Origin of the sequence: uncultured Tateyamaria sp. (assembly GCF_947503465.1) — a bacterium.
Lineage (GTDB): Bacteria > Pseudomonadota > Alphaproteobacteria > Rhodobacterales > Rhodobacteraceae > Tateyamaria.
Window position 1 is genome coordinate 374,881 of the sequence record NZ_CANNDN010000001.1, and the last position, 21,069, is coordinate 395,949.

At 62.0% G+C, this 21,069-nt stretch carries 20 protein-coding genes; 15 read left to right on the plus strand and 5 right to left on the minus strand.

The annotated features are described in order from the left end of the window. Positions 1-129 precede the first annotated feature (129 nt). Positions 130-717 (plus strand): lytic transglycosylase domain-containing protein, encoded by a 588-nt coding sequence (locus tag Q0844_RS01890; RefSeq protein ID WP_299041485.1) that lies wholly within the window; start codon positions 130-132, stop codon positions 715-717. Between the two features lie 96 nt (positions 718-813). Then, positions 814-1,299: a hypothetical protein gene (locus Q0844_RS01895; protein ID WP_299041486.1), complete on the plus strand. Its 486-nt coding sequence runs from the start codon at positions 814-816 to the stop codon at positions 1,297-1,299. Here the strand turns inward: Q0844_RS01895 and Q0844_RS01900 are convergent, their stop codons facing one another. From Q0844_RS01900 to miaA, 5 genes are all read right to left on the minus strand, one after another. Further along, entirely contained in the window at positions 1,300-3,387 is a 2,088-nt protein-coding gene (locus tag Q0844_RS01900; RefSeq protein WP_299041488.1) for an ABC transporter ATP-binding protein, read from the minus strand. Between the two features lie 95 nt (positions 3,388-3,482). Continuing rightward, entirely contained in the window at positions 3,483-4,934 is a 1,452-nt protein-coding gene (locus Q0844_RS01905; protein WP_299041491.1) for an ABC transporter permease, read from the minus strand. 12 nt (positions 4,935-4,946) lie between these two features. Then, on the minus strand, positions 4,947-5,993 hold the full coding sequence (locus Q0844_RS01910) for an ABC transporter permease (RefSeq protein ID WP_299041493.1): 1,047 nt from the start codon (positions 5,991-5,993) through the stop codon (positions 4,947-4,949). Between the two features lie 369 nt (positions 5,994-6,362). Beyond that, positions 6,363-7,151, minus strand: coding sequence for an AraC family transcriptional regulator (locus Q0844_RS01915; protein WP_299041495.1), 789 nt, complete (start codon positions 7,149-7,151; stop codon positions 6,363-6,365). Positions 7,152-7,221: 70 nt separating this feature from the next. Next, positions 7,222-8,103, minus strand: a complete 882-nt coding sequence (gene miaA / locus Q0844_RS01920) for a tRNA (adenosine(37)-N6)-dimethylallyltransferase MiaA (RefSeq protein ID WP_299041497.1) — start codon at positions 8,101-8,103, stop codon at positions 7,222-7,224. Positions 8,104-8,175: 72 nt separating this feature from the next. Between miaA and pyrH the strand changes: the two genes are divergently transcribed. The 13 genes from pyrH to lpxB all read left to right on the plus strand — a co-directional run bounded on the left by pyrH (position 8,176) and on the right by lpxB (position 21,062). Further along, the gene (pyrH, locus tag Q0844_RS01925; protein WP_299041500.1) at positions 8,176-8,907 is read left to right on the plus strand and encodes a UMP kinase; all 732 of its coding nucleotides are present in this window, start codon (positions 8,176-8,178) and stop codon (positions 8,905-8,907) included. 822 nt (positions 8,908-9,729) lie between these two features. Continuing rightward, entirely contained in the window at positions 9,730-10,293 is a 564-nt protein-coding gene (frr, locus tag Q0844_RS01930) for a ribosome recycling factor (RefSeq protein ID WP_299041503.1), read from the plus strand. Between the two features lie 156 nt (positions 10,294-10,449). After that, on the plus strand, positions 10,450-11,124 hold the full coding sequence (uppS, locus tag Q0844_RS01935) for a polyprenyl diphosphate synthase (RefSeq protein WP_299041505.1): 675 nt from the start codon (positions 10,450-10,452) through the stop codon (positions 11,122-11,124). Next, positions 11,121-11,906 carry a phosphatidate cytidylyltransferase gene (locus Q0844_RS01940; RefSeq protein ID WP_299041507.1) on the plus strand — a complete coding sequence of 262 codons (786 nt, stop codon included), beginning with the start codon at positions 11,121-11,123 and terminating at the stop codon, positions 11,904-11,906. The genes uppS and Q0844_RS01940 overlap by 4 nt, the downstream gene beginning before the upstream one ends. Beyond that, on the plus strand, positions 11,903-13,072 hold the full coding sequence (dxr, locus tag Q0844_RS01945; RefSeq protein WP_299041510.1) for a 1-deoxy-D-xylulose-5-phosphate reductoisomerase: 1,170 nt from the start codon (positions 11,903-11,905) through the stop codon (positions 13,070-13,072). Before Q0844_RS01940 ends, dxr begins: the two co-directional genes overlap by 4 nt. Before the next feature lie 5 nt (positions 13,073-13,077). After that, entirely contained in the window at positions 13,078-14,427 is a 1,350-nt protein-coding gene (gene rseP / locus Q0844_RS01950; RefSeq protein WP_299041513.1) for an RIP metalloprotease RseP, read from the plus strand. A gap of 100 nt (positions 14,428-14,527) precedes the next feature. After that, a complete protein-coding gene (locus Q0844_RS01955) occupies positions 14,528-14,653 on the plus strand; it encodes a hypothetical protein (protein WP_299041515.1) in 126 nt (41 codons plus the stop codon). A 169-nt stretch (positions 14,654-14,822) separates the two neighbouring features. After that, positions 14,823-17,138, plus strand: coding sequence for an outer membrane protein assembly factor BamA (bamA, locus tag Q0844_RS01960; RefSeq protein WP_299045176.1), 2,316 nt, complete (start codon positions 14,823-14,825; stop codon positions 17,136-17,138). A gap of 4 nt (positions 17,139-17,142) precedes the next feature. Further along, on the plus strand, positions 17,143-17,682 hold the full coding sequence (locus tag Q0844_RS01965; protein WP_299041517.1) for an OmpH family outer membrane protein: 540 nt from the start codon (positions 17,143-17,145) through the stop codon (positions 17,680-17,682). 77 nt (positions 17,683-17,759) lie between these two features. Then, positions 17,760-18,224 (plus strand): 3-hydroxyacyl-ACP dehydratase FabZ, encoded by a 465-nt coding sequence (gene fabZ, locus Q0844_RS01970; protein ID WP_299041518.1) that lies wholly within the window; start codon positions 17,760-17,762, stop codon positions 18,222-18,224. Next, positions 18,221-19,009, plus strand: a complete 789-nt coding sequence (gene lpxA / locus Q0844_RS01975; RefSeq protein ID WP_299041519.1) for an acyl-ACP--UDP-N-acetylglucosamine O-acyltransferase — start codon at positions 18,221-18,223, stop codon at positions 19,007-19,009. Before fabZ ends, lpxA begins: the two co-directional genes overlap by 4 nt. Continuing rightward, entirely contained in the window at positions 19,009-19,908 is a 900-nt protein-coding gene (gene lpxI / locus Q0844_RS01980; protein WP_299041520.1) for a UDP-2,3-diacylglucosamine diphosphatase LpxI, read from the plus strand. The genes lpxA and lpxI overlap by 1 nt, the downstream gene beginning before the upstream one ends. Beyond that, positions 19,896-21,062, plus strand: a complete 1,167-nt coding sequence (gene lpxB / locus Q0844_RS01985; RefSeq protein WP_299041521.1) for a lipid-A-disaccharide synthase — start codon at positions 19,896-19,898, stop codon at positions 21,060-21,062. The genes lpxI and lpxB overlap by 13 nt, the downstream gene beginning before the upstream one ends. Positions 21,063-21,069 lie beyond the last annotated feature (7 nt).

Sequence of the window (21,069 nt, forward strand, 5' to 3'; positions counted from 1 at the left end):
CTTCGTGTTCTGGCTAGACTACACATGGTTAATGCAGACTTAAATCGCGGAAGGCTGGCAAGTGCGCGAAAAAGCCGTATATTGCGCGGCAGGAAACCGGGACAGTGAGCAAACTGGGGGGTGGGTGACATGCGGGCAGTCTGGGTTGGCGCGATTATCGCGGCCTGCATGGCAAGCGCGAGCGTTGCACAAAGCGTGTCGTCAAAAAGCCGGAATTCGCTTTTCAAGTCGCAAACCAGCGTTCTGGACAGCCGCGCGGCCAAGCAATACACGAACTCGGTCCGGTTGCAGCCACCCAAGGTGGTCACGCCCACCAAATGGGACGCCGAAACCAAACGTTATAACGGCAAGTATCGCGGGCCTTACCTGCGCATGGCACAGGACGCGGCCCGCAAGCACGGGGTACCCGAAGACCTGTTCCTGCGCCTTGTTCAGCAGGAAAGTGGCTGGAACGCCAAGGCGCGGTCACACAAGGGCGCTTACGGGTTGGCCCAGTTGATGCCCGCCACTGCGCGCAGTCTTGGCGTGGACCGCGAAAACCCCGAAGAGAACCTGGAAGGGGGCGCGCGGTATCTCAAGGAACAGTACCGCACCTTCGGCAGTTGGCGCCTCGCACTTGCGGCTTACAACGCGGGCCCAGGCGCGGTGAAGAAATACAACGGCGTGCCGCCCTTCCGCGAGACCCGAAACTACGTCAAGATCATCTGGGGCAGCTGACCACGGCCCAAAGCGCCCTTCGAATGTGCCAATAGCGCCATATTGCTGCCCAGCGGTTCCCGTAACCCGAGTGGAAACACGCGCTAGGGGGCAGACATGAAACCGGGTCAATCCACATTCGAAGAACGCTTGGGGCGGATCAACAGCGGGCGGGCGCAAAACGCAAGCGACGTCGTGGTGCCTCGACAAAGGCTGGTGCACGAAGCCTACAAGGAACGTCGGTTCCACCTTGATATGTTGGTCGCGGGCGGCATTGCAGGCGGCATTGCGGGCATACTCTTTGCCAGCAATATCGGCTTTTTGTTCATCATCACGCTCGACTATCTGACGCTTTATGGCCTGATCCTGGCCGATCTCAAAATCGCGGCCTATATCGGCTCGGTGATTGCCGGTCCGCTGGCCTTCCTGGCAACGCTGATCTTTTCGCGCACGGCGCAACGCGCCTGGCAGTTCTGGACAGCCTATTGCATTGGCGTCTTCGCCGCGAATTTCACGGAATTGCGATACTTCTTCGAAACGGTGGTCGTCCCCGGCTTTTGGCAGTTCATGGAAAACTTCGCCGCCGCAGCCGAGGGTCTTTGATCACTCCGCCGCGATCTTGATGACCGGCTCCATCCGCGCAAGGATGTCATCGGCCAGATGGCATTTGACCTGATGGCCGTCGGCCAGATGACGCACCGGTGGCACCTCTTTCTCGCACAGCCCACCGGGGACCTCCGATTTCCAACGACAGCGGGTCTGGAACGGGCAGCCGGGCGGCGGGTTCATCGCTGACGGGATGTCGCCTTCCAGCACGATATGCTTTTTCTCCACGGAGGTGTCTGCAATGGGCACCGCACTCAGCAACGCCTCCGTATAAGGGTGGTAGGGGGGCGAAAACACCTGTTCGGTTGAGCCCAACTCTACCACATGGCCCAGATACATGACCATGACCCGGTCACTGAGGTAACGCACAATCGACAGGTCGTGAGAGATGAAGAGCAGCGTGGTCTTCTGCTCGCGCTGGATTTCCATCAGCAGGTCCGTCACCGCCGCCTGCACGGACACATCCAGCGCCGATACCGGCTCGTCCGCCACAACAATCCGCGCGTCGCCAGCAAAGGCCCGGGCAATGCCCACCCGTTGCTTCTGCCCGCCGGACAATTGGCGCGGCATACGGTTGGCAAATTCGCGGGGCAGTTTCACGAGGTCCAGCAGCTCCAGCATGCGCTGCCAGCGCTCCGCCTCGTTCTTGCCGATCTTGAAGATCTCCAATGCCCGCACGATCTGTCGGCCCACGGTCATGGACGGGTTCAGCGTATCAAACGGGTTCTGGAACACCATCTGCACATCCGCCACCGTCTGGGTGTCACGCTCTTCGATGGGAATGTCCTGAATGGCCTTGTTGCCCAGCGTGATCGTGCCCTCGGTCGCGGTCTCAAGTCCCATCAGCACCTTGGCAAAGGTGGACTTGCCGCAGCCGGATTCACCCACGATGGCCAGGGTTTCGCTTTCCCTTGCCTCAAAGCTCAGCGTCTCGTTCGCCTTCACGACCTTCTTCTCACCTGAGGAGAACAGGGCAGAGGCAGCCACCTCATAGTATTTCTTCAGGTTGTCCATCTTCAGAACAACATCACCCACAGCGCCCTTTTCCTTCTGCTCGCCCAACGTGATCGGCGCGTTCCAGTCGATCTCCTGGAACCTCAGGCAACGCGTCTCGTGGCTGCCATCGTCATTGGCGGGACACATCGGAATGGCTTTCTTCTCGTTGCACAGCCCTTCTTCGAAGTAGTCGCAGCGCGGGCCAAAGTTGCACCCGGGCGGGCGTTCATGGGGCAGGGGGAAGTTGCCTGGAATGGCCACCAGCGGGCGCGCGTTCTTGTCCGCCCCGGGCAGCGGGATCGACCGGAAAAGCGCCTGGGTATAGGGGTGCTGCATCTCGTCAAACACCTGGCCGATGCTGCCGCGTTCGACCGCTTCGCCCGAATACATCACGCAAATCCGGTCGCAGGTTTCCAGAACCAGGCCAAGATTGTGCGAGATGAACAACATCGAGGTGCCATATTTCTTGCCCAGGTCCTTCACCAGTTCCACCACGGCAGCCTCAACGGTCACGTCCAGCGCAGTTGTCGGCTCATCCAGGATCAAGAGCGACGGTTCGGACATCAACGCCATGGCAATCACGATCCGCTGCTGTTGCCCACCCGACAATTGGTGCGGGAAAGAATTCAGCATCCGCTTGGGGTCGGGCAGCTTCACATCCGTGACCACCTGCAAGGCGCGCTCATAGGCGTCTTTTTCGGACATGCCCTGGTGGATCATCGGCACTTCCATCAGCTGCTTGCCGATCTTCATGGCCGGGTTCAGGGACGCCATCGGCTCCTGATAGATCATCGCAATCTCCGACCCGCGGATGTCGCGCAGCTCTTCGGCGCTCATCTCCTGCAGATCGCGGCCCTTGAACTTGATGGACCCGCCCACGATGCGCCCGTTCTTGCCAAGGTCCTGCATGACGCCAAGGGCGACGGTGGACTTGCCGCAGCCCGACTCGCCCACCAGCCCAACCGCTTCACCGGGTTGCACCGTGACCGAAAAATCCATCACGGCCGGGATTTCCCGCAACCGTGTGAAGAAGGAAATGCTCAGCTTGTCGATCTCGAGGATCGGGCCGTCATAATCCTGTTTCGCCATTTTCATCTCTCCCCGTCAGATCGTGCCCTTTGGGCTTCTTCTGACCAAAAATACGACGGGGGTCCGGGGGCTGGCCCCCGGTCCCTCCGTTTCCATCAGTCCTTCAGGCTTTCTTCGCGCAACCCATCCGCCAGCAGGTTCAACCCCAGAACCAGCGTCAGCAGCGACAGGGCCGGTGCGATGGCCGCATGCGGGTATACCGACAACAGCCGCCGACCGGCGTTGATGGTGGTTCCCCAGTCCGGGCTCTCGCTTTCCAGACCCAGGCCAAAGAAGCCCAATGTGCCCAGAAGAATGGTGGTATAGCCGATGCGTAGGCAGAAATCGACAATCAGCGGGCCACGCGCGTTGGGCAGGATCTCCCATAGCATGATGTACCATGGGCCTTCTCCGCGCGTTTGTGCCGCCGCAACATAGTCCCGGGTCTTGATGTCCAGGGCAAGGCCCCGCACGATCCTGAACACGGTGGGTGCATTCACGAATACGACCGACACGAATACGACAAGGATGCCCGGATCGATGTCGAAAAGGTCGATGAACTCGGGCAGGACGGCCACCTTGGTTCCGCCGTCCGAAATCAGCGACAGGTACACCCACCCCATGAGGCCCAGCACCACGATCAGCAGTGGTGTCCGGAAACTCGGCTGCGTGTAGTAGCGCGAGTTCAAAAGCACCCCGACGAAGATCAGCGGGAAGATGAACAGCACCGTCGCCATGTAGTTCGGAATGCCGGTCGCCACGATCTCGGGCGTGACCAGCAGGTAGAACAGCAAGATGACCGGGAAGGCCAGGATCAGGTTTGCCAGGAACGACAGGATCGTGTCCAGACGACCACCATAATAGCCCGCAGGCAGACCCAGCGTGATGCCGACCATGAAGGCGAACAGCGTGGCCAACGGCGCGATCTGCACCACGACCCAGGCACCCTTAAAAAGACGGCTGAACACGTCGCGGGCCAGATTGTCGCCGCCCAGCAGGTACCAGGCGTATTCACCATCTTCGGCGCCGCGCAGCGGGGTGCCGGGCACCTTGTTCTTCATGCCGGACACCTGGCTCAGGCTTTCATGGGTGGTAATCCAGTCAAAGGTTCCCGCCATCACGCCCGCATACACCCAGAACATCACCAGCGCGAAACCGATCATGCCCACGGTTGAATCGAACAGCTTGCCGTAAAGGCCCAGGCGGCGCTTGTAGGTGATCGACACCGCGAAGGTGATGATCAGCGCAATCCAGACAGGCATCAGTTGCTGGCTCATTCCGCCGATGATCCCGGCGGCCTGTGGTCCGGCAAAGACCCCGACCACGATGTACCCCAGTACAACGGCCAACAGCGCGGCACCGGTCCATTTGGTTGCGGCGCTCGACACGCCATACATGCCGCCCGCCGAACTGAGAGTGCCATCCGGGTTGGTCACAACCCGCTCGCCAGTGGATGCCACGCTCATCACGATCTGCACCAGGACGGCCAGTAGGAACAGTGCCGACAGTACATACAGCACCGGGTCCAAAAATTGCCCCAAAGGGCCGGTCCATGTCAAAGGGTCCATGGGTAAGCCTCCTTAGGAAATGCGAATGCGCGGGTTGAGGAAAATGTAGCCGATATCCGAGATCAGCTGCGTGATCAGAACCACGACGACGGAAACGACAGACACGGCCAAGAGCAACTCGATATCATTGTTGCCCGCCGCCTGCACCAGCAACCAGCCAAAGCCCTTGTAGTTAAACAACGTCTCGACAATCACGACGCCGTTCAACAGCCACGGGATTTGCAACATGATGACCGTGAAGGGCGCAATCAACGCATTGCGCAGCGCGTGTTTCAGAACGATGTTGCCAAAGCTGACGCCTTTCAGGCGCGCCGTTCGAATGTATTGGGCCGTCATCACCTCGGTCATGCTCGCCCGTGTCATCCGCGCGATGTACCCCATGCCGTAAAGGGCGATGGTCAGCACCGGCAGGGTGAAGTTCTCAAAAGTCGCGTTTTCAATGGCCTGCGTGGCCGACCCCTTGAACCATTTGAGCCCGAAGGCGGATGAGGCAAAGACCGCGATAAAAATTACCCCCGACACGTATTCCGGCGTGGCGGTGGTCGCGATCGAGAATGTGGACAACGACCGGTCCAGACCCGACCCCTCGCGCATCCCCGCAAGCACGCCCACGATCAGTGACATCGGCACCATGACCAAAAGGACAAATCCCATCAACTTGCCCGTGGCGCCAAGTCGGGTGGCCACGAGGCTGCTGACATCATCCTTGAACACCAGCGAAAAGCCCCAATCCCCCTGAAGGACACCGCAGAAGGTCGCCCGCTCTTCGACAGGGGCGTTTTCCTCGAAACACTGGCCCGTAACGGTGCCGTCTTCCTTCTCGGTCACCCAGCCGGGTGCGACGCCCAGCCAGCGTCCGTATTTGACGAAGGTGTTGTCGATATATCCCCGGTCGTCCAGCCAGCTTGCCACGGCTTCGTCCGTCATGCGGAAGTTGCCCTGCGTCTTGGCCAGTTTTTCGAGGTTTGGATAGAGATTGGTCAAAAAGAACACGATGAACGTCAGGCACAAGGCCGTCAGCAGCATCACGCCCAATCGTCTGAGTATGAAAAGTCCCATTTATCGCCCCTGTTGGGTGGCTTTGTGGCGGGTGAGTGCCGCCTGTGATGACCGCCGGGCGCGGCTTGTTGTGTTCATGCGCCTCTGACGTGGGCCTGTGCGGGCCTCAAACTGTGATTGATCTGGTCTGGCTACACCGATGCCCCCTTGTGACCGGATGACCCGTCAAGCGGGTCAGGCGCGCGGCACGCCGCTGGCGGCGGCATTCAATCGTGCGCTTTTGCGGTCTTTTGTTGCTCCCTTTCTATATGAGGCAACAGATGTGCACACAGGTCAACGGTGCGGTTTCAAAAATCAGTGCACAATTGCGACATTTGACTGTGCTGTTTGCGACATTGCCCGCGGCGTGGGCAGTGAGCGGGCGGCGGGTCAGCGTGCCGCCTTGCGCAAGGCGGTCGGAGTTTGGCCGGTATGCTGTTGCATGAATCGGGTAAAGTAGGCGGCCGAGCCGAAACCCAGATGTCGGGCGATATCCTGTGCGGGCACGGACGTTTCCAGCAGCGCCACCCGCGCGGCATAAAGAATGCGCTCCGTCAGCAGATCGGCGGCGGTCCGTCCGGTGGCCGCCTTGCAGGCGCGCGTCAGGTGCGTGGCCGTCACCCCCAACACCTCGGCATGTTCCGCCATCGTCAGGCCATCGGCATGATGCAACGCCACGCGCGCGCAAAACCGTCCGCTCAGGCGGGCGGCGGCGTTCATGTCCATTGGCAGATGATCCGGCAGCGCAATCTGGCGGCGCAACCAGACCGACATCAACGCCATATGCGCATCCACGGCATCCTGGGCCAGCGGCCGTCCTTGGGTGGTTTCACGGTGGGCCGCTTCGAATATACCGGTCAACTCGCTGATCGCGTCCACGGCACGCAGACGCAATTGCCGTGGGCCCGTTGGAAGACGAATATCGGTCCCATCGGGGATCAGGGCCATCATGCCGCTGCCCTGGCGGCCCAGTTCCAGTGAAAACAGGGTGCGGGGCGGAATGGTCAGCGCATTGTGCGTGCCAACCCCGCGGCGGGTCCCGTTCAAGAGCAACCGGCCCTGGCCCCGCGTGATCCAGATGATGACATGTTCGGGCCTGTCATGGGCCAGTGCCAGGCGCCAGTCCTGCCCAAGGGTCACTTGGTTCAATGGTTTGATCGCAACAGGGGCAAGAGACATGTCTTTGTCCGGTTTCGACAAGTTCAAAGGGGCCGTATCCACGGCATTGGGCCCATGCGGACAAGATTAGTCAAGTCCGGGACAGATCAGGCGCTGAAATCCGCCACCACTCGGCCATGCGCGCGCGAAACCAGGTGCGCTGCCGCTTGGCATATTGACGGGTGGCGATTGTCGCGCGCTCGACAGCGGTGGCGTGGTCGATCTCCCCGCGCAGCAGGGCCATTGCTTCGGCCACGCCGATGGCGCGACAGGCGGGCAGGGCGGGATCAAACCGGTCCTGCATCGCGCGCGCCTCGTCCAGCGCACCGCCGCGCAGCATCTGATCAAAGCGGGTTTCGATCCGGGGGGTCAGCCAGTCCTTGGGGCTGTCCAGAACCAGACCGGTATACATGCCCCCGGTCAAAACCGGCGGCGCAGTCTGATTTTGCCAATGGGCCAGCGTCTGTCCCGTGGCGGTCTGAACTTCCCAGGCGCGCTGCACCCGGGCACGGTTGGCGGTGTCGATCCGGGCGGCTGTTTCTGCATCAAGGTCGCGCACCAGGGCCTCCAGCGACAGCGTATCGGCATGGGTACGCACATCCATAGGGGTGGCCGGGATGTCGGCCAACCCATCCGTCAGCGCCGCGAAGTAAAGCCCGGTACCACCCACGATGATGGGGCGGTCCCCGCGCAGCAAAGGTTTCACTTCGCGCATCCAATGTCCGGTTGAATAGGGCACGTCATGAGGGACATGACCATAAAGCCTGTGCGGCGCACGCGATTCTTCCTCGGCAGACGGGCGCGCCGTCAAAACCCGCCAACACGCGTAAACCTGGCTTGCATCGGCGTTCACGATCACGCCGCCCTGCGCCTCTGCGATGGCCAGCGCAAGCGACGATTTGCCCGAGGCCGTTGGCCCCGCGATCAATACAGGCAGGTCTCGCGGCAATGTTGCGATCAGGTCGCCGATCATGTCGTGTCGTCCATTGAAAACCAGCCGCTTTTAGGACAGGTTGCGCGCAAATTGAAAGAGCGGGGGCGCACCATGACCGAGAGCGAGACACAAGCCACATTCAATCGGGTCATGCTCAAGATTTCGGGCGAGGCGCTGATGGGCGACCAGGGGTACGGCCTGCATCCGCCAACGGTCGAACGCATCGCGCAAGAGGTCAAGGCGGTTCACGATATGGGCGTCGAAATCTGTATGGTCATCGGCGGCGGCAACGTCTTTCGCGGCTTGCAGGGATCGGCGCAAGGGATGGAGCGGACCACGGCCGACTACATGGGCATGCTGGCAACGGTGATGAATGCGCTTGCCATGCAGTCCGCCCTTGAGGGGCTGGGGGTGTTTACCCGCGTGATCTCCGCCATCACGATGAACGAGGTTGCGGAACCCTATATCCGCCGCCGCGCCGTGCGCCACCTCGAGAAAAAGCGGGTCTGCATCTTTGCCGCGGGCACGGGCAACCCGTACTTCACCACGGACACCGCCGCGACCCTGCGCGCAAACGAGATGTCGTGCGAGGCGATCTTTATGGGCAAGAACGGGGTCGACGGCGTCTATGACAAGGACCCGGCCAAACATGACGACGCCAAACGCTACGACACGGTCACCTATGACGAGGTGCTGGCAAAGCGGCTGGGGGTCATGGACGCCTCTGCCATTGCCCTGGCCCGCGACAACAACCTGCCGCTGATTGTCTTCCCGCTGGACACGGCCGGCGGTTTCAAGGAAATCCTCGAAGGCAAGGGGACGTTCACCCGGGTTCAGGGGTAAGGCGCGCAAAGACGTCAGGCATCTTTCCCGCGGTGTTCCCGCTGATTTTTCCGCTTCTGAATATCCCCATGCGGCCCATGCGCGCCCGTAAACCGCCGCACAGGTACCTGCGATAGTCAGCGCACAGGTCGAAACGTCCCCAAAGCGCGGGCGGTGCAGTGAATAGGAACTGCGCCAGCGGGGTGCAGGACCGTAAAACGTTGAACACCGGCACACCCAGCGCCGTGCCCCAGATCCCGGCGGCCTTGGCCGGAACCTGCCAGCGCGCATTTGCGCGATTCATGTTGTCACCCTTCTTGCCACATTGGACATAGCGGCGCGCGGCAATCGACGCGGCACGGTTGCGCGGCGCACCGATATGAACCTGTACTGCAATGCGGATGCCAGGGGCCAAAAAGGGCGGTATTGTCCCGCAGGCTTGCCAGGGTCATGTCGTCTGCCTTGACCCGGTACACGGGCAACGCGTCGAAAACACCGACAAGGTCCACGCCCTGTTTGGCCCAGGTATTTTCCATCATGTCCTGAACGTCGACCTGTATCCAGGCCAAGGTCCACAAGCTCCACATCCGGGGCGATGTCGTCGCGCTCAAAACACAACATGCAGGCGGCGCCATCGATCAGCGATGACCGTTGCCGGACTCCATAGTTTCTCGATTCGGTCCTTTGCAGTGCAGCAGTGGAGTGCGTTTTCAGTTTGATGCGCTTGCGCACCAAGGGCATGAAAATGATCCCGCACCAAACCCCTCTGGCGTTCCGCCCGCCCGTTGCATTATACCCGAACCAAAGGCGCCCGAATGGGCTTGGACGAACACGGGGAATACGATGTCTGACGACTTCATGCTCGACACTGACGACCTTCAGCGCCGGATGGATGGCGCCATGGCGAACCTCAAGACCGAATTTGCGTCGTTGCGCACGGGCCGCGCGTCGGCATCGATGCTGGAACCGGTGATGGTGGACGCTTACGGCTCGATGACGCCGATCAACCAGGTGGGTACGGTAAACGTGCCCGAGCCGCGTATGGTCACGGTGAATGTCTGGGACAAGGGGCTGGTCGGAAAGGTCGAGAAGGCCATTCGCGAAAGCGGCCTGGGTATCAATCCGCAATTGAATGGCACGATCATCATGCTGCCCATCCCCGAGCTGAACGAAGAACGCCGCCGCGAGCTGGGCAAGGTTGCGGGCAGCTATGCCGAAAACGCCCGCGTCAGCATCCGTAACCTGCGCCGCGACGGCATGGACCAGATCAAAAAGGCCAAGGCCGAGGGCATGTCCGAGGACGATGAAAAGCTGTGGCAGGAAGAAGTGCAGGAAATGACGGACAAATATATCAAGGCCGTCGATACTGCGCTTGAAACAAAACAAGCCGAGATCATGCAGGTTTGATGACCGCACCGGGCCTGTGGCCCGGCAAACGCTCCGGGGGAGCGTTTGGGGAGTTGAAGGGCGGAACTCCGGGGACGGGGCCTTCGCCAGACCATCCGCAAGGACCATACCATCGCAGACGCCTCACATACCGGTCCCCGCCACGTCGCCATCATCATGGATGGCAATGGCCGTTGGGCCACGCAACGGGGCCGTCCGCGCCTCTTCGGACATCACGCAGGCGCACGCCGTGTGCGCGAGATTGTCGAAACCTGTCCCGATATCGGGGTCGAGTATCTGACCATCTTTGCCTTCTCGACAGAGAACTGGAAACGGACCCAGGTCGAGGTGGCCGGGCTCATGAGCCTGTTTCGCCGCTATATCTCAAAGGAAACGCGTGCCCTGAACGAATTTGGCGCGCGGGTGCGCTTTATCGGTGACCGTGTGCGACTGGATGCCAAGCTGATCGCGCTGATGGACGAACTGGAAAGGCTGACGTCGGGCAACACAAGCGTGAACCTCACGATCGCGTTGAACTACGGCGGCCGGGACGAGGTGGCGCGCGCAACCCAACGCCTGGCACGGGACGTCGCAGATGGCAAGCTGCACCCCGACGAAGTCGACGAGGAAACGCTGCCCCGCTACCTTGATACCTACGTGCTGCCGGATCCTGATCTTGTGATCCGCACGTCGGGCGAGGCGCGGATATCAAACTTTCTTCTCTGGCAATCGGCCTATGCCGAATACGAATTCATCGACACGCTGTGGCCCGATTTCAGCCGCGCGGAATTCACGGCCCTGTGCGCCTCCTACGGGGGACGCGAGCGCCGGTATGGCGGTATCAAGACATGACCGAAAAGTGGTCAGACCTTGCCGCCCGCATGGGCTCTGGCCTGCTGATGGTGCTGGTGGGCATATGGGGCATCTGGATGGGCGGTGACGTCTTCCATGTTCTTGTCGCGGTGGTCTGCGGTCTGATGGTGTGGGAATTGGTGCGGATCGTGTCGCCCGCACAATCCGCCCTGGCAATGCAGTTGGGCGCGGTGTCGGGCTCTGCGGTCCTGCTGGCGATCTACCTGCCGGTGGGGCTGGCCCTGCCGATCCTTCTGGCCCCGTGCATGGTGGGGCTGGGGCAACTGGCGCAGAACCGGTCGACCTACATGATCTTCACGGTTCTGGTGCTGATGGCGGGCTTTGGCATGATGCAGGTGCGCGACGACCTGGGCTTTGGCTGGATGATCTGGCTGGTGATGGTGGTGGTTGCGACCGATGTGGTTGGATACTTTGCCGGTCGCACCTTTGGCGGACCCAAATTCTGGCCGCGCGTGAGCCCGAAAAAGACATGGTCCGGCACCGTCGCGGGCTGGATCGGGGCAGGGGGCGTGGGCGCCGTCTTTGCCATCAATACGGATGCAACGCTTCAGCTTGTGGGGGTGTCCGTTGCCCTCTCCATGGCCAGCCAGATGGGCGACATCGGCGAAAGCGCGATGAAGCGGCGCATGGGGGTCAAGGACAGTTCCAGCCTGATCCCCGGCCATGGCGGCGTGCTTGATCGCTTTGACGGGATGCTGGGGGCCTCCGTATTCCTGTTGATGCTGGGCGAGGTGGCCGGTTTCCCGGGGGGCGTTCTGTGACCCGCAAGGTTTCGATCTTCGGCGCGACGGGATCGATCGGCCAGAACACAATCGATCTCATTGCACGCGATCCCGAGGCGTATGACGTGGTGGCGCTGACCGGCGCATCGAACATCGAAACCCTGGCTGCGGACGCGATCCGGCTGCGGGCCGACATCGCGATCACGGCGGACGAAACCCGGCTCGACGCCTTGCGCGACGCCCTCGCGGGCAGGGGGGTCGAGGCCGCGGCCGGCCCATCCGCCCTGATCGAAGCGGCACAGCGCCCCGCAGATTGGGTGATGTCGGCCATTGTCGGCGCCGCCGGGCTTGAACCCGGTCTGCGGGCGCTGGAACAGGGCGCAACGCTGGCGCTGGCCAACAAGGAATCACTGGTGTGCGCGGGTCAGCTGGTGCTTGCGACGGCCAAGGCCCATGGGGCGCAATTGCTGCCCGTGGACAGTGAACACTCCGCCGTGTTCCAGGCCCTGCTGGGCGAGGATATGACGGCAGTCGAACGTATCATCATCACCGCCAGCGGTGGTGCCTTCCGCGACTGGCCGCTGGACAGGCTGGCGACGGCGACGCTGGCGCAAGCCTCTTCGCATCCCAATTGGGACATGGGCCAGCGCATCACCATCGACAGCGCGTCCATGTTCAACAAGGCGCTGGAACTCATTGAAACACGGGAATATTTCGGTGTTCGACCAAGCCAGATCGAGGTGCTGGTGCACCCGGAATCGATGATCCACGCCATGGTTGGGTTCAACGATGGGGCGCTGATGGCCCATGTGGGGCCGCCCGATATGCGCCACGCCATCGGATTTGCGCTGCATCACCCGGTTCGCAAGGCACTGCCGGTGGACCGGCTCGATCTGGCGCAGATCGGCGCACTGACCTTCCGCGCCCCGGACGAGGTCCGCTGGCCCGCGCTGCGACTGGCGCGCGAAGTGATGGAACGGGGGGGGCTGGCGGGGGCCGTGTTCAACGCGGCCAAGGAAAGCGCGCTGGATGGCTTTATTGCCGGGCAGATCGGTTTCCAGGCCATGGCCGAGGTCGTCGAAGAGGTGTTGCAAACCACCCCGACCGGTCACATTGATGCCCCAATGACCCTTGATAACGTGCGAAACGCGGACCAAATGGCACGACAAGCCGCCCGCGACGTGATCGAGCAAAGAGCAGGATAAAAACCTTGGACATTACGGCCCTGATCCCCGCCTTTGGCGGATTTGCCTGGACCATCTTCTTTTTCGTCGTGGCGCTCAGCGTCATCGTCGCGATCCATGAATACGGCCATTACATCGTGGGCCGCTGGTCGGGCATCCATGCAGATGTGTTTTCCATCGGCTTTGGCCCGGTTCTGTTCAGCCGCTATGACAAGCGCGGCACCAAATGGCAGATCGCGGCGCTGCCCTTTGGCGGCTACGTCAAGTTTGCGGGTGATGCCAACGCCGCGTCGGGCAAGGACGACGAGGCGATGGAAGAGGCGGCGGCCGATCCGGCTGCGCTGCGCCGCACCATGCACGGCGCCCCCCTTTGGGCGCGCGCGGCGACCGTGGCGGCGGGGCCGGTGTTCAATTTCGCATTGTCGATCCTTGTATTTGCCATCGTCGGCTATTCCAACGGTGTGCCGCGTGATCCGCTGACCGTGGGCGACATCCAACCGCTTCCCACCGAGGTGCAGGAACTCGCGGCGGGCGATGTGGTGCTGGCGATCAATGGCACCCCGGTGCCCAGCTACGCGAGCCCCGACTACGTGGATCTCATGGAAAACCTGCCGCTCGAACGGGTCCTGGACTACACCGTGGAACGGGGCGGCGACGAAATCACCGTCCAGGGACCGTATCTGCGTCCGCCGCTCGTTCGGTCTGTCAGCCCGCGCAGCGCGGCCCTTGCGGCAGGTCTTGAGCAGGGGGACGTGATCACGTCGATCAATGGCGAACCTGTGTTTGCCTTCCGGCAGCTTGTCGCGGCCGTGGAAGGCTCGGACGGGAACACTCTGGATCTGGGCGTGTGGCGCAATGGCGAGATGCTGACCAAAAGCCTCGCCCCCAAACGCGTGGACGAGCCGCAGCAAGATGGCGGGTTTGCCACGCAGTGGCGGATCGGGGTTGCCAGTGGCAACGCCTTTGATCCCGCCAGTGAAAGCCCCGGTGTGGTCGATGCGGTCACGGGCGGTGTGGCGCAGACATGGCGGATCATCACCGGCTCCATCTCTGGTCTGGGTCATATGGTCACGGGCGCGATCAGCACCTGCAACCTGTCTGGCCCGATTGGAATCGCGCAAGTGTCCGGCACCATGGCCAGTCAGGGCGCGCAAAGCTTTGTCTGGTTTATCGCGGTGCTGTCGACGGCCGTGGGCCTGTTGAACCTTTTCCCGATCCCCGCGCTCGATGGCGGGCACCTTGTGTTCTATGCCTACGAGGCTGTGACGGGCAAACCTCCCAGCGACAAGGCGTTGCGCATCCTGATGACCTTTGGCCTTGCCCTGGTGCTGACGCTCATGCTGTTTGCCCTGGGCAATGATCTGTTCTGCCCATAGAATCCGAAGCGATGGGGCAATCGCCCCATTTTCGCCACATTCAATGCACGCTGGTGCCGCATTCTCCGCTTAGGTCGTGACGCAAGCAGAGGATAAGACGATGCAAACGATTCAAACCGGATACCGTGGCCTGAGCCTCTTGATGATGCTGAACTGGGATCGGGCGCTCTATGGCCTGACGCTGGCGGCTGCGCTGGTCGCCGGGGCATGGATCGGCAGCCTCTAGGCGCCGCCAATTTATCCACAAGATGTGCTATATGCCCCGTGGTGATCCACGGGGTTTTGCGCTTTTGACAACACCTCGCAATGCCGTTACTCACGTGGTCACTGTATGTCTGAACACGTGGGGCAAAACCATGGGACTGGGGATGAGGGGCGCAGTCGCGCAAGCACGGATGTGCGGGCGAGCGGCGCTAAGCGTAGCAGCTATTTTGGTACTGGTATCAGTGTCTTGGGTCGCATCAACGACCCATGCAGTGGCCCAGAGCTTTCGATTTACGCAGATTGTGGTCGAAGGAAACCAACGCGTCGGCGACGCGGCGGTCATTACGCGGGCAGGAATCGCACCGGGTCAAACGCTGACCGCAGGGCAGGTGAATGACGCGCGGCGCAATCTGGAAAACAGCGGTTTGTTCGAATCCGTGTCCGTGGATGCCCAGGGCAGCCGCCTGTTGATCACGGTCACCGAATTTCCGACGATCAACCGTTTGACCTTCGAAGGGAACCGCCGCGTCGATGACGAGGCGCTGTCCGCAGTTATTCAAAGCCAGGAACGGCGGGTGTTCTCGCCCGCGCAGGCCGAACGCGACGCAAGCGCGATTGCCGAAGCCTATAGTTCCCAGGGCCGCGCCGCGGCGCGGGTCACCCCCCGCATCATCCGGCGCACCGACAACCGTGTTGACCTGATCTTCGAGATTTTCGAAGGCGATGTGGTCGAGGTCGAGCGCATCAGCTTTGTGGGCAACCGCGTGTATTCCGACCGCCGCCTGCGCCGGGTGCTGGATACCAAGCAGGCAGGGATTTTCCGCCTGCTGATTCAATCCGACACGCTGGTCGAGGATCGCATCCAGTTCGACCGCCAGGTCCTGACCGATTTCTACAATTCGCGCGGCTATGTCGATTTCCGCATCGTCAGCACCAATGCCCAGCTGACCGAAGAACGCGACGGCTTTTTCCTGACCTTCAACGTGCAGGAAGGCCAGCAATTTTCCTTCGGCGAAGTCACGGTGACCAGCGAATTGGCCGAGGTGGATGCCGACCAGTATGAGCAGCTGATCAAGGTCCGGCCCGGGGTCATCTACTCGCCCAGCCTGGTCGAACAGGAAATCACCCGCCTCGAACGGCAGGGCCAACGGGACGGCGTCGATTTTTTGCGTGTGGAACCGCGGGTCAGCCGCAATGACCGCGATCTGACGCTGGATGTCGAATTTGTCATCAACCGCGGCCCGCGCGTCTTTGTTGAACGGATCGACATCGAAGGCAACACAACGACGCTGGACCGCGTAATCCGCCGCCAGTTCCTCATCGCCGAAGGCGACCCGTTCAACCCGCGCGAAATCCGCGATGCGGCGGAACGGATCCGCGCGCTCGAATATTTCGGCGTGGCCGAGGTGAACGCGCGCGAAGGGTCCACGCCAGAGCAGGTTGTCATAGACGTAGACGTCGAAGAACGACCCACCGGTGCGTTGAACTTCGGGGGCGCGTTTTCGCAGGATGACGGGTTTGGCCTGATTGTCAGCTTCACGGAACGCAACTTCCTGGGACGTGGTCAGACGCTGGGCTTCAACTTCTCCACCGCCGAGGAAGCCGAACAATACGGGATCAACTTCGTTGAACCTGCCTTCCTGGGTCGCAACGTCGCCTTTGGCCTGAACCTGCAGTTCAGCGAAACGGATTCCAGTTTCGCCAACTACGATACAGAGTCGCTTGTATTCCGTCCCAGCATCTTGTTCCCGGTCAGCGAACGCGGGCAGATCGAACTGCGCTACTCCTACCTCAAGGACGAGCTGATCGGTCGCGATCCGGTGGCCAACGGTGCCATTGTCCAACGCGAAATCGATGCCGGCGATCTGGTGACGTCGTCGCTTGGCTACACCTACACCTACGATACACGGGATCGCGGCCTGAACCCGAACGCGGGCATCCTGTTCGAGTTGTCGCAGGAATTCGCGGGCATTGGAGGTGATCAGGAGTTCATCCGCACCCGTGGTCGCCTGGTCGGTCAACGCCTTGCCTTCAATGAAGAGGTCACGCTGCGCGCCACGCTCGAAGCGGGCTACCTGTCCTTTGGCGACGGGACCAGCCGGTCCTCTGACAGGTTTGTGCTGGGCCCCAGCGTGATCCGGGGATTTGAACCCGGCGGTATCGGTCCACGTGACCTGGATACCCAGGGCGAAGACCCCGATCCGCTGGGCGGCAATCTGTTTGTCGCAGCCCGGTTCGAGGCCGAATTCCCACTGGGCCTGCCCGAGGAAATCGGCATCCGTGGGGGCGTGTTCTATGACGTCGGCAACCTGTGGGATCTGGGGGGCATTGATCTGTCCGGTGGCAACGTCGTCGGCGAAGGCGGATCGTTCCGCCATGTGATCGGGTTCTCGATCTTCTGGGATACGGCCATTGGTCCGCTGCGTCTGAACTTCACAAATGCGCTGCGCAAGGAAGAGTTCGACCGGGAACAGACCTTCGACCTGACCATCTCGACCACGTTCTAGGCGGATGGGCAAGCTGGCGCGCGCCCTTGTCCTCTTGGTCGTGGCCCTGGTCTGGGCCATGGCCACAACCGCCCAGGATGTGCGCAGCCCCATCCTGACCATCGACAGCGAACGGTTTTATCGGGACAGCGCCTTTGGGCAGCGTGTTCTGCAGGAAATCGAGGCGCAAACAACCGCTTTGTCCGAAGACAATCGGAAGATCCAGGCGGAACTCGAAGCCGAAGAACAGGCCCTGACGGAACAGCGGTCCGAACTGGAGCCCGAGGCCTTTCGCGAACTCGCTGACGCCTTTGACGCACGGGTCGAAGTGATCCGGCGCGACCGCGACGCACGCAACCGGGGAATCGCGAGCCTTCTGGAACAGAACAGGGACCGGTTCCTGGCGTCTGCCGCGCCTGTCCTTGAAACGATCATGCGGGACGCAGGTGCCGCCGTGATCCTCGAACAGCGCAGCGTCTTTGTCAGCGCCAATGCCATCGACATCACGGATCTGGCGATCGAACGGATGAACGGCTTTCTCGGGGACGGTAGCGACACGCCGTAGCCATGCTTGCGGGCACGCGCCGCTCTTGCTAGGCAAAGACCACAACAAGACCAACGACAAAAGGCTTCGGGCACTGCATGACATCTGATCTGAAAACTGCCGACATTGGCCTGATCCAGCGGATCATCCCCCATCGTTATCCGTTTCTGCTGGTGGACAAGGTTGTCGACATTGACGGCTATCAATCGGCCACGGGCATCAAGAATGTCACGATGAACGAGCCGCATTTTCAGGGCCATTTTCCCGGCCACCCGATCATGCCCGGTGTCACGATTGTAGAAGCGATGGCACAAAGCGCTGCGGTGATGGTGGGGGTCGCGCTTGATCTGGCTGACAAGAACCTGCTGGTCTATTTCATGTCCATCGACAAATGCAAATTCCGCCGCATGGTCGTACCGGGCGATGTGTTGCAGCTGAAGGTGTCCACGACGCGGGGCAAACCCGGCGGCAAGGTCTGGAAATTTGCCGGCGTGGCCGAAGTTGACGGCGAAATGGCGTGCGAGGTCGAATTCACCGCCATGATGGACCTGCCCACAGCATGAGCAGCCCGGGTGTTCATCCCTCGGCCGTGGTCGAACCCGGCGCGCAGATCGATCCCTCGGCCTCGGTTGGCCCGTTCTGCGTGATTGGTGAAAATGCGGTGGTGGGACCGGATGTGGTCCTCAAAAGCCATGTGGTGGTCACCGGGCACACAGAGATCGGAGCGGGCACAACCGTTTTCTCCTTCGCCGTCATCGGCGAAGTGCCACAGGACCTCAAATTCAAGGGCGAAGCCAGCCGACTTGTGATTGGCAAGCGCAATCGCATCCGTGAACACGTGACGATGAATGGCGGCACCGAAGGTGGCGGCGGCGTGACACGGATCGGCGATGATGGCCTGTTCATGGCCGGGTGTCATATCGCCCATGACGCGCATGTGGGCGACAGGGTCATTGTCGTGAACTCGGCTGCTGTCGCGGGGCACTGCGTGCTTGAAGACGACGTGATTGTCGGCGGTCTCTCGGGAATTCACCAGTTTGTGCGGATTGGACGGGGCGCCATTATCGGTGCCGTGACCATGGTCACCAATGATGTCATTCCATACGGTCTCGTACAGGCGCCGCGCGGCGAACTTGACGGGCTGAACCTCGTTGGGCTCAAGCGCCGGGGCGTGGCGCGCAGCGACATCACCGCCTTGCGCGCCGCGTTCCAGATGCTGGCGCAGGGCGAGGGGACATTCCACGATCGTGCGGACCGCTTGGGCAAGGAAACCGACAGCGCCTATGTGCGCGAAATCGTGGCGTTCGTGATGGGCGACAGCGACCGGTCGTTCCTGACGCCGCGCTGATGCTGGCGCTTGTCACCGGCGCGGGCGCGCTGCCCTCCATCGTTGCGGCGCATCAATCCGCTCCCCCCCTGATCTGCGCGCTGGACGGGCACGCGCCCGACGGGCTGGAGGTTGATCTTTGGTTCCGTCTCGAAACCATCGGAACGCTGCTGCACCGTCTGGTCAAACGGGGTGTCACGGACGTCTGTTTCTGCGGCGCGATCCAGCGACCGGGGTTCAACCCGCTCAGGCTTGATGGTCGCACGATGCCGCTGGTCCCGACATTGGCAAAGGCCGTCAAGGACGGTGAGGATGCTGCGTTGCGCGCCATTCTGGGTCTGTTTGAACAGCGTGGGATGGTCGTGCATGGGGCGCATACGCTTGTCCCCGACCTTCTGCCGCCCGCGGGTGTGCTGACCCGGGTGCAGACGCCTGATGATCTTGACGTACAGATCAGGGCGGCGGAACAGGTGTCTATTGAACAGGGACGGTCCGATCTGGGTCAGTCCTGCGTGATCCGCGATGCGCAGGTCATTGCCCAAGAGGATGCGCGCGGTACGGATGCGATGTTGCGCAGCCTGTCAGAGCCGCGCCCCGCGCCCCCGCCGTCCGGCGCTGATGATCCATTCGGCGCGGCCATGGATATGGTGGGCGGGATGCTGGATGACGCCGCCGATTGGCTGTCGGGCCCCGTGGCCGAGGCGCGGGCGAAACAGGCGGGGGGCGTCTTTTTCAAGGCACCGAAACCCGGTCAGGACCACCGCGCGGACTTACCGACCATCGGCCCCGGCACGGCCCGCGCGGTTGTTGACGCCCGGCTGGACGGCATGGTGATCGCGGCGGGTGGTGTCATGGTGCTCGACCGGGCCGAGGTCCTGCGCATTCTGGATGAGGCGGGGCTTTTTCTATGGGTGCGTTGAAGGTCTTTATCCTGGCCGGAGAACCCTCTGGCGACGCGCTCGGGGCGGCCCTGATGGCGGGACTGAAAAGCCAAGTGCCCGGCGTTGCCTTTGACGGTATTGGTGGTCCGTTGATGCAGGCGAGGGGGCTTGTCAGCCGGTTTGACATGTCCGAGCTGACAGTGATGGGCATTGCCGAGGTATTGCCCAAGTATCGGCACCTCAAGCGCAGGATTGCCGAGACAGCGCAGGCCGTCATCGATACCGCGCCGGATGTCCTGATCACCATCGACAGCCCCGACTTTTCGCTGCGGGTGGCCCGGCTGGTCAAGGCAGCGTCGGACATCCGCACCGTGCACTATGTGGCGCCAACCGTGTGGGCCTGGCGCCCGGAACGGGCCAAGAAGATGGCGGCGATGATCGACCACGTGCTGGCGCTGTTCCCGTTCGAGCCGCCCTACATGGAAGCCGAAGGGATGCAGTGCGACTTTGTCGGTCATCCTGCAGCAACGGTGCCGCGCGCCAGCGCCGCCGCACAGGCGGAATTTCGTGCGCAGCATGGTCTGGATGACGCGGCCCCCCTGATCCTCGTCCTGCCGGGATCGCGCCGGGGCGAAGTGGCGCGGATGAGCCCGGTGTTCGGCGAGGCGCTTGGCCGGTTGGCACGCACACGGCCTGACATGAAACTGGTGGTGCCAGCGGCGGGGTCCGTCGCCGATGCGGTGCGGACCGAGGTCTCGAAATGGCCCATCGCACCGCTGGTTCTGGACCCGCGCGGGCAGGACGCCGATGCGGCGCTGGCCGAAAAACGCGTGGCCTTTGCCGCGGCTGACGTGGCGCTTGCGACATCCGGCACCGTTGCGCTTGAGCTTGCCGCGGCGGGCACACCCATGGTCAGCGCCTATGATCTGCACTGGCTGAGCCGCGCGATCATCAGCCGCATGGTCACAACCGACACAGGCAGCCTGATCAACCACGTGGCAGACACGCGCATCGTGCCTGAGGTTGTCGGCAAGGATTTCAACGCGGACAATGTCGTGCGCGCGATGCAGGGTCTGTTGGCCGATCCAGACGCACAGCGCGACGCGATGGAGTTGACCATGGACCTGCTGGGCCGGGGGGGGGCGGACCCGGGTTTGCGCGCCGCGCGGGCGGTTCTGAACCGGATGGGCTGATCTGTCC

Bases quoted from the DNA above. Each gene is read 5' to 3' on its own strand.
- miaA (WP_299041497.1), bottom strand. From the start codon at position 8,103: ATGATCGGCGACCTGATCGCAACATTGCCGCGAGACCTGCCTGTATTG.
- Q0844_RS01915 (WP_299041495.1), bottom strand. From the start codon at position 7,151: ATGTCTCTTGCCCCTGTTGCGATCAAACCATTGAACCAAGTGACCCTT.
- pyrH (WP_299041500.1), top strand. From the start codon at position 8,176: ATGACCGAGAGCGAGACACAAGCCACATTCAATCGGGTCATGCTCAAG.
- bamA (WP_299045176.1), top strand. From the start codon at position 14,823: ATGTGCGGGCGAGCGGCGCTAAGCGTAGCAGCTATTTTGGTACTGGTA.
- Q0844_RS01955 (WP_299041515.1), top strand. From the start codon at position 14,528: ATGCAAACGATTCAAACCGGATACCGTGGCCTGAGCCTCTTGATGATG.
- frr (WP_299041503.1), top strand. From the start codon at position 9,730: ATGTCTGACGACTTCATGCTCGACACTGACGACCTTCAGCGCCGGATG.
- lpxB (WP_299041521.1), top strand. From the start codon at position 19,896: ATGGGTGCGTTGAAGGTCTTTATCCTGGCCGGAGAACCCTCTGGCGAC.
- Q0844_RS01940 (WP_299041507.1), top strand. From the start codon at position 11,121: ATGACCGAAAAGTGGTCAGACCTTGCCGCCCGCATGGGCTCTGGCCTG.
- Q0844_RS01905 (WP_299041491.1), bottom strand. From the start codon at position 4,934: ATGGACCCTTTGACATGGACCGGCCCTTTGGGGCAATTTTTGGACCCG.
- lpxA (WP_299041519.1), top strand. From the start codon at position 18,221: ATGAGCAGCCCGGGTGTTCATCCCTCGGCCGTGGTCGAACCCGGCGCG.
- fabZ (WP_299041518.1), top strand. From the start codon at position 17,760: ATGACATCTGATCTGAAAACTGCCGACATTGGCCTGATCCAGCGGATC.
- Q0844_RS01965 (WP_299041517.1), top strand. From the start codon at position 17,143: ATGGGCAAGCTGGCGCGCGCCCTTGTCCTCTTGGTCGTGGCCCTGGTC.
- Q0844_RS01890 (WP_299041485.1), top strand. From the start codon at position 130: ATGCGGGCAGTCTGGGTTGGCGCGATTATCGCGGCCTGCATGGCAAGC.
- uppS (WP_299041505.1), top strand. From the start codon at position 10,450: ATGGATGGCAATGGCCGTTGGGCCACGCAACGGGGCCGTCCGCGCCTC.
- Q0844_RS01900 (WP_299041488.1), bottom strand. From the start codon at position 3,387: ATGGCGAAACAGGATTATGACGGCCCGATCCTCGAGATCGACAAGCTG.
- Q0844_RS01910 (WP_299041493.1), bottom strand. From the start codon at position 5,993: ATGGGACTTTTCATACTCAGACGATTGGGCGTGATGCTGCTGACGGCC.
- Q0844_RS01895 (WP_299041486.1), top strand. From the start codon at position 814: ATGAAACCGGGTCAATCCACATTCGAAGAACGCTTGGGGCGGATCAAC.
- lpxI (WP_299041520.1), top strand. From the start codon at position 19,009: ATGCTGGCGCTTGTCACCGGCGCGGGCGCGCTGCCCTCCATCGTTGCG.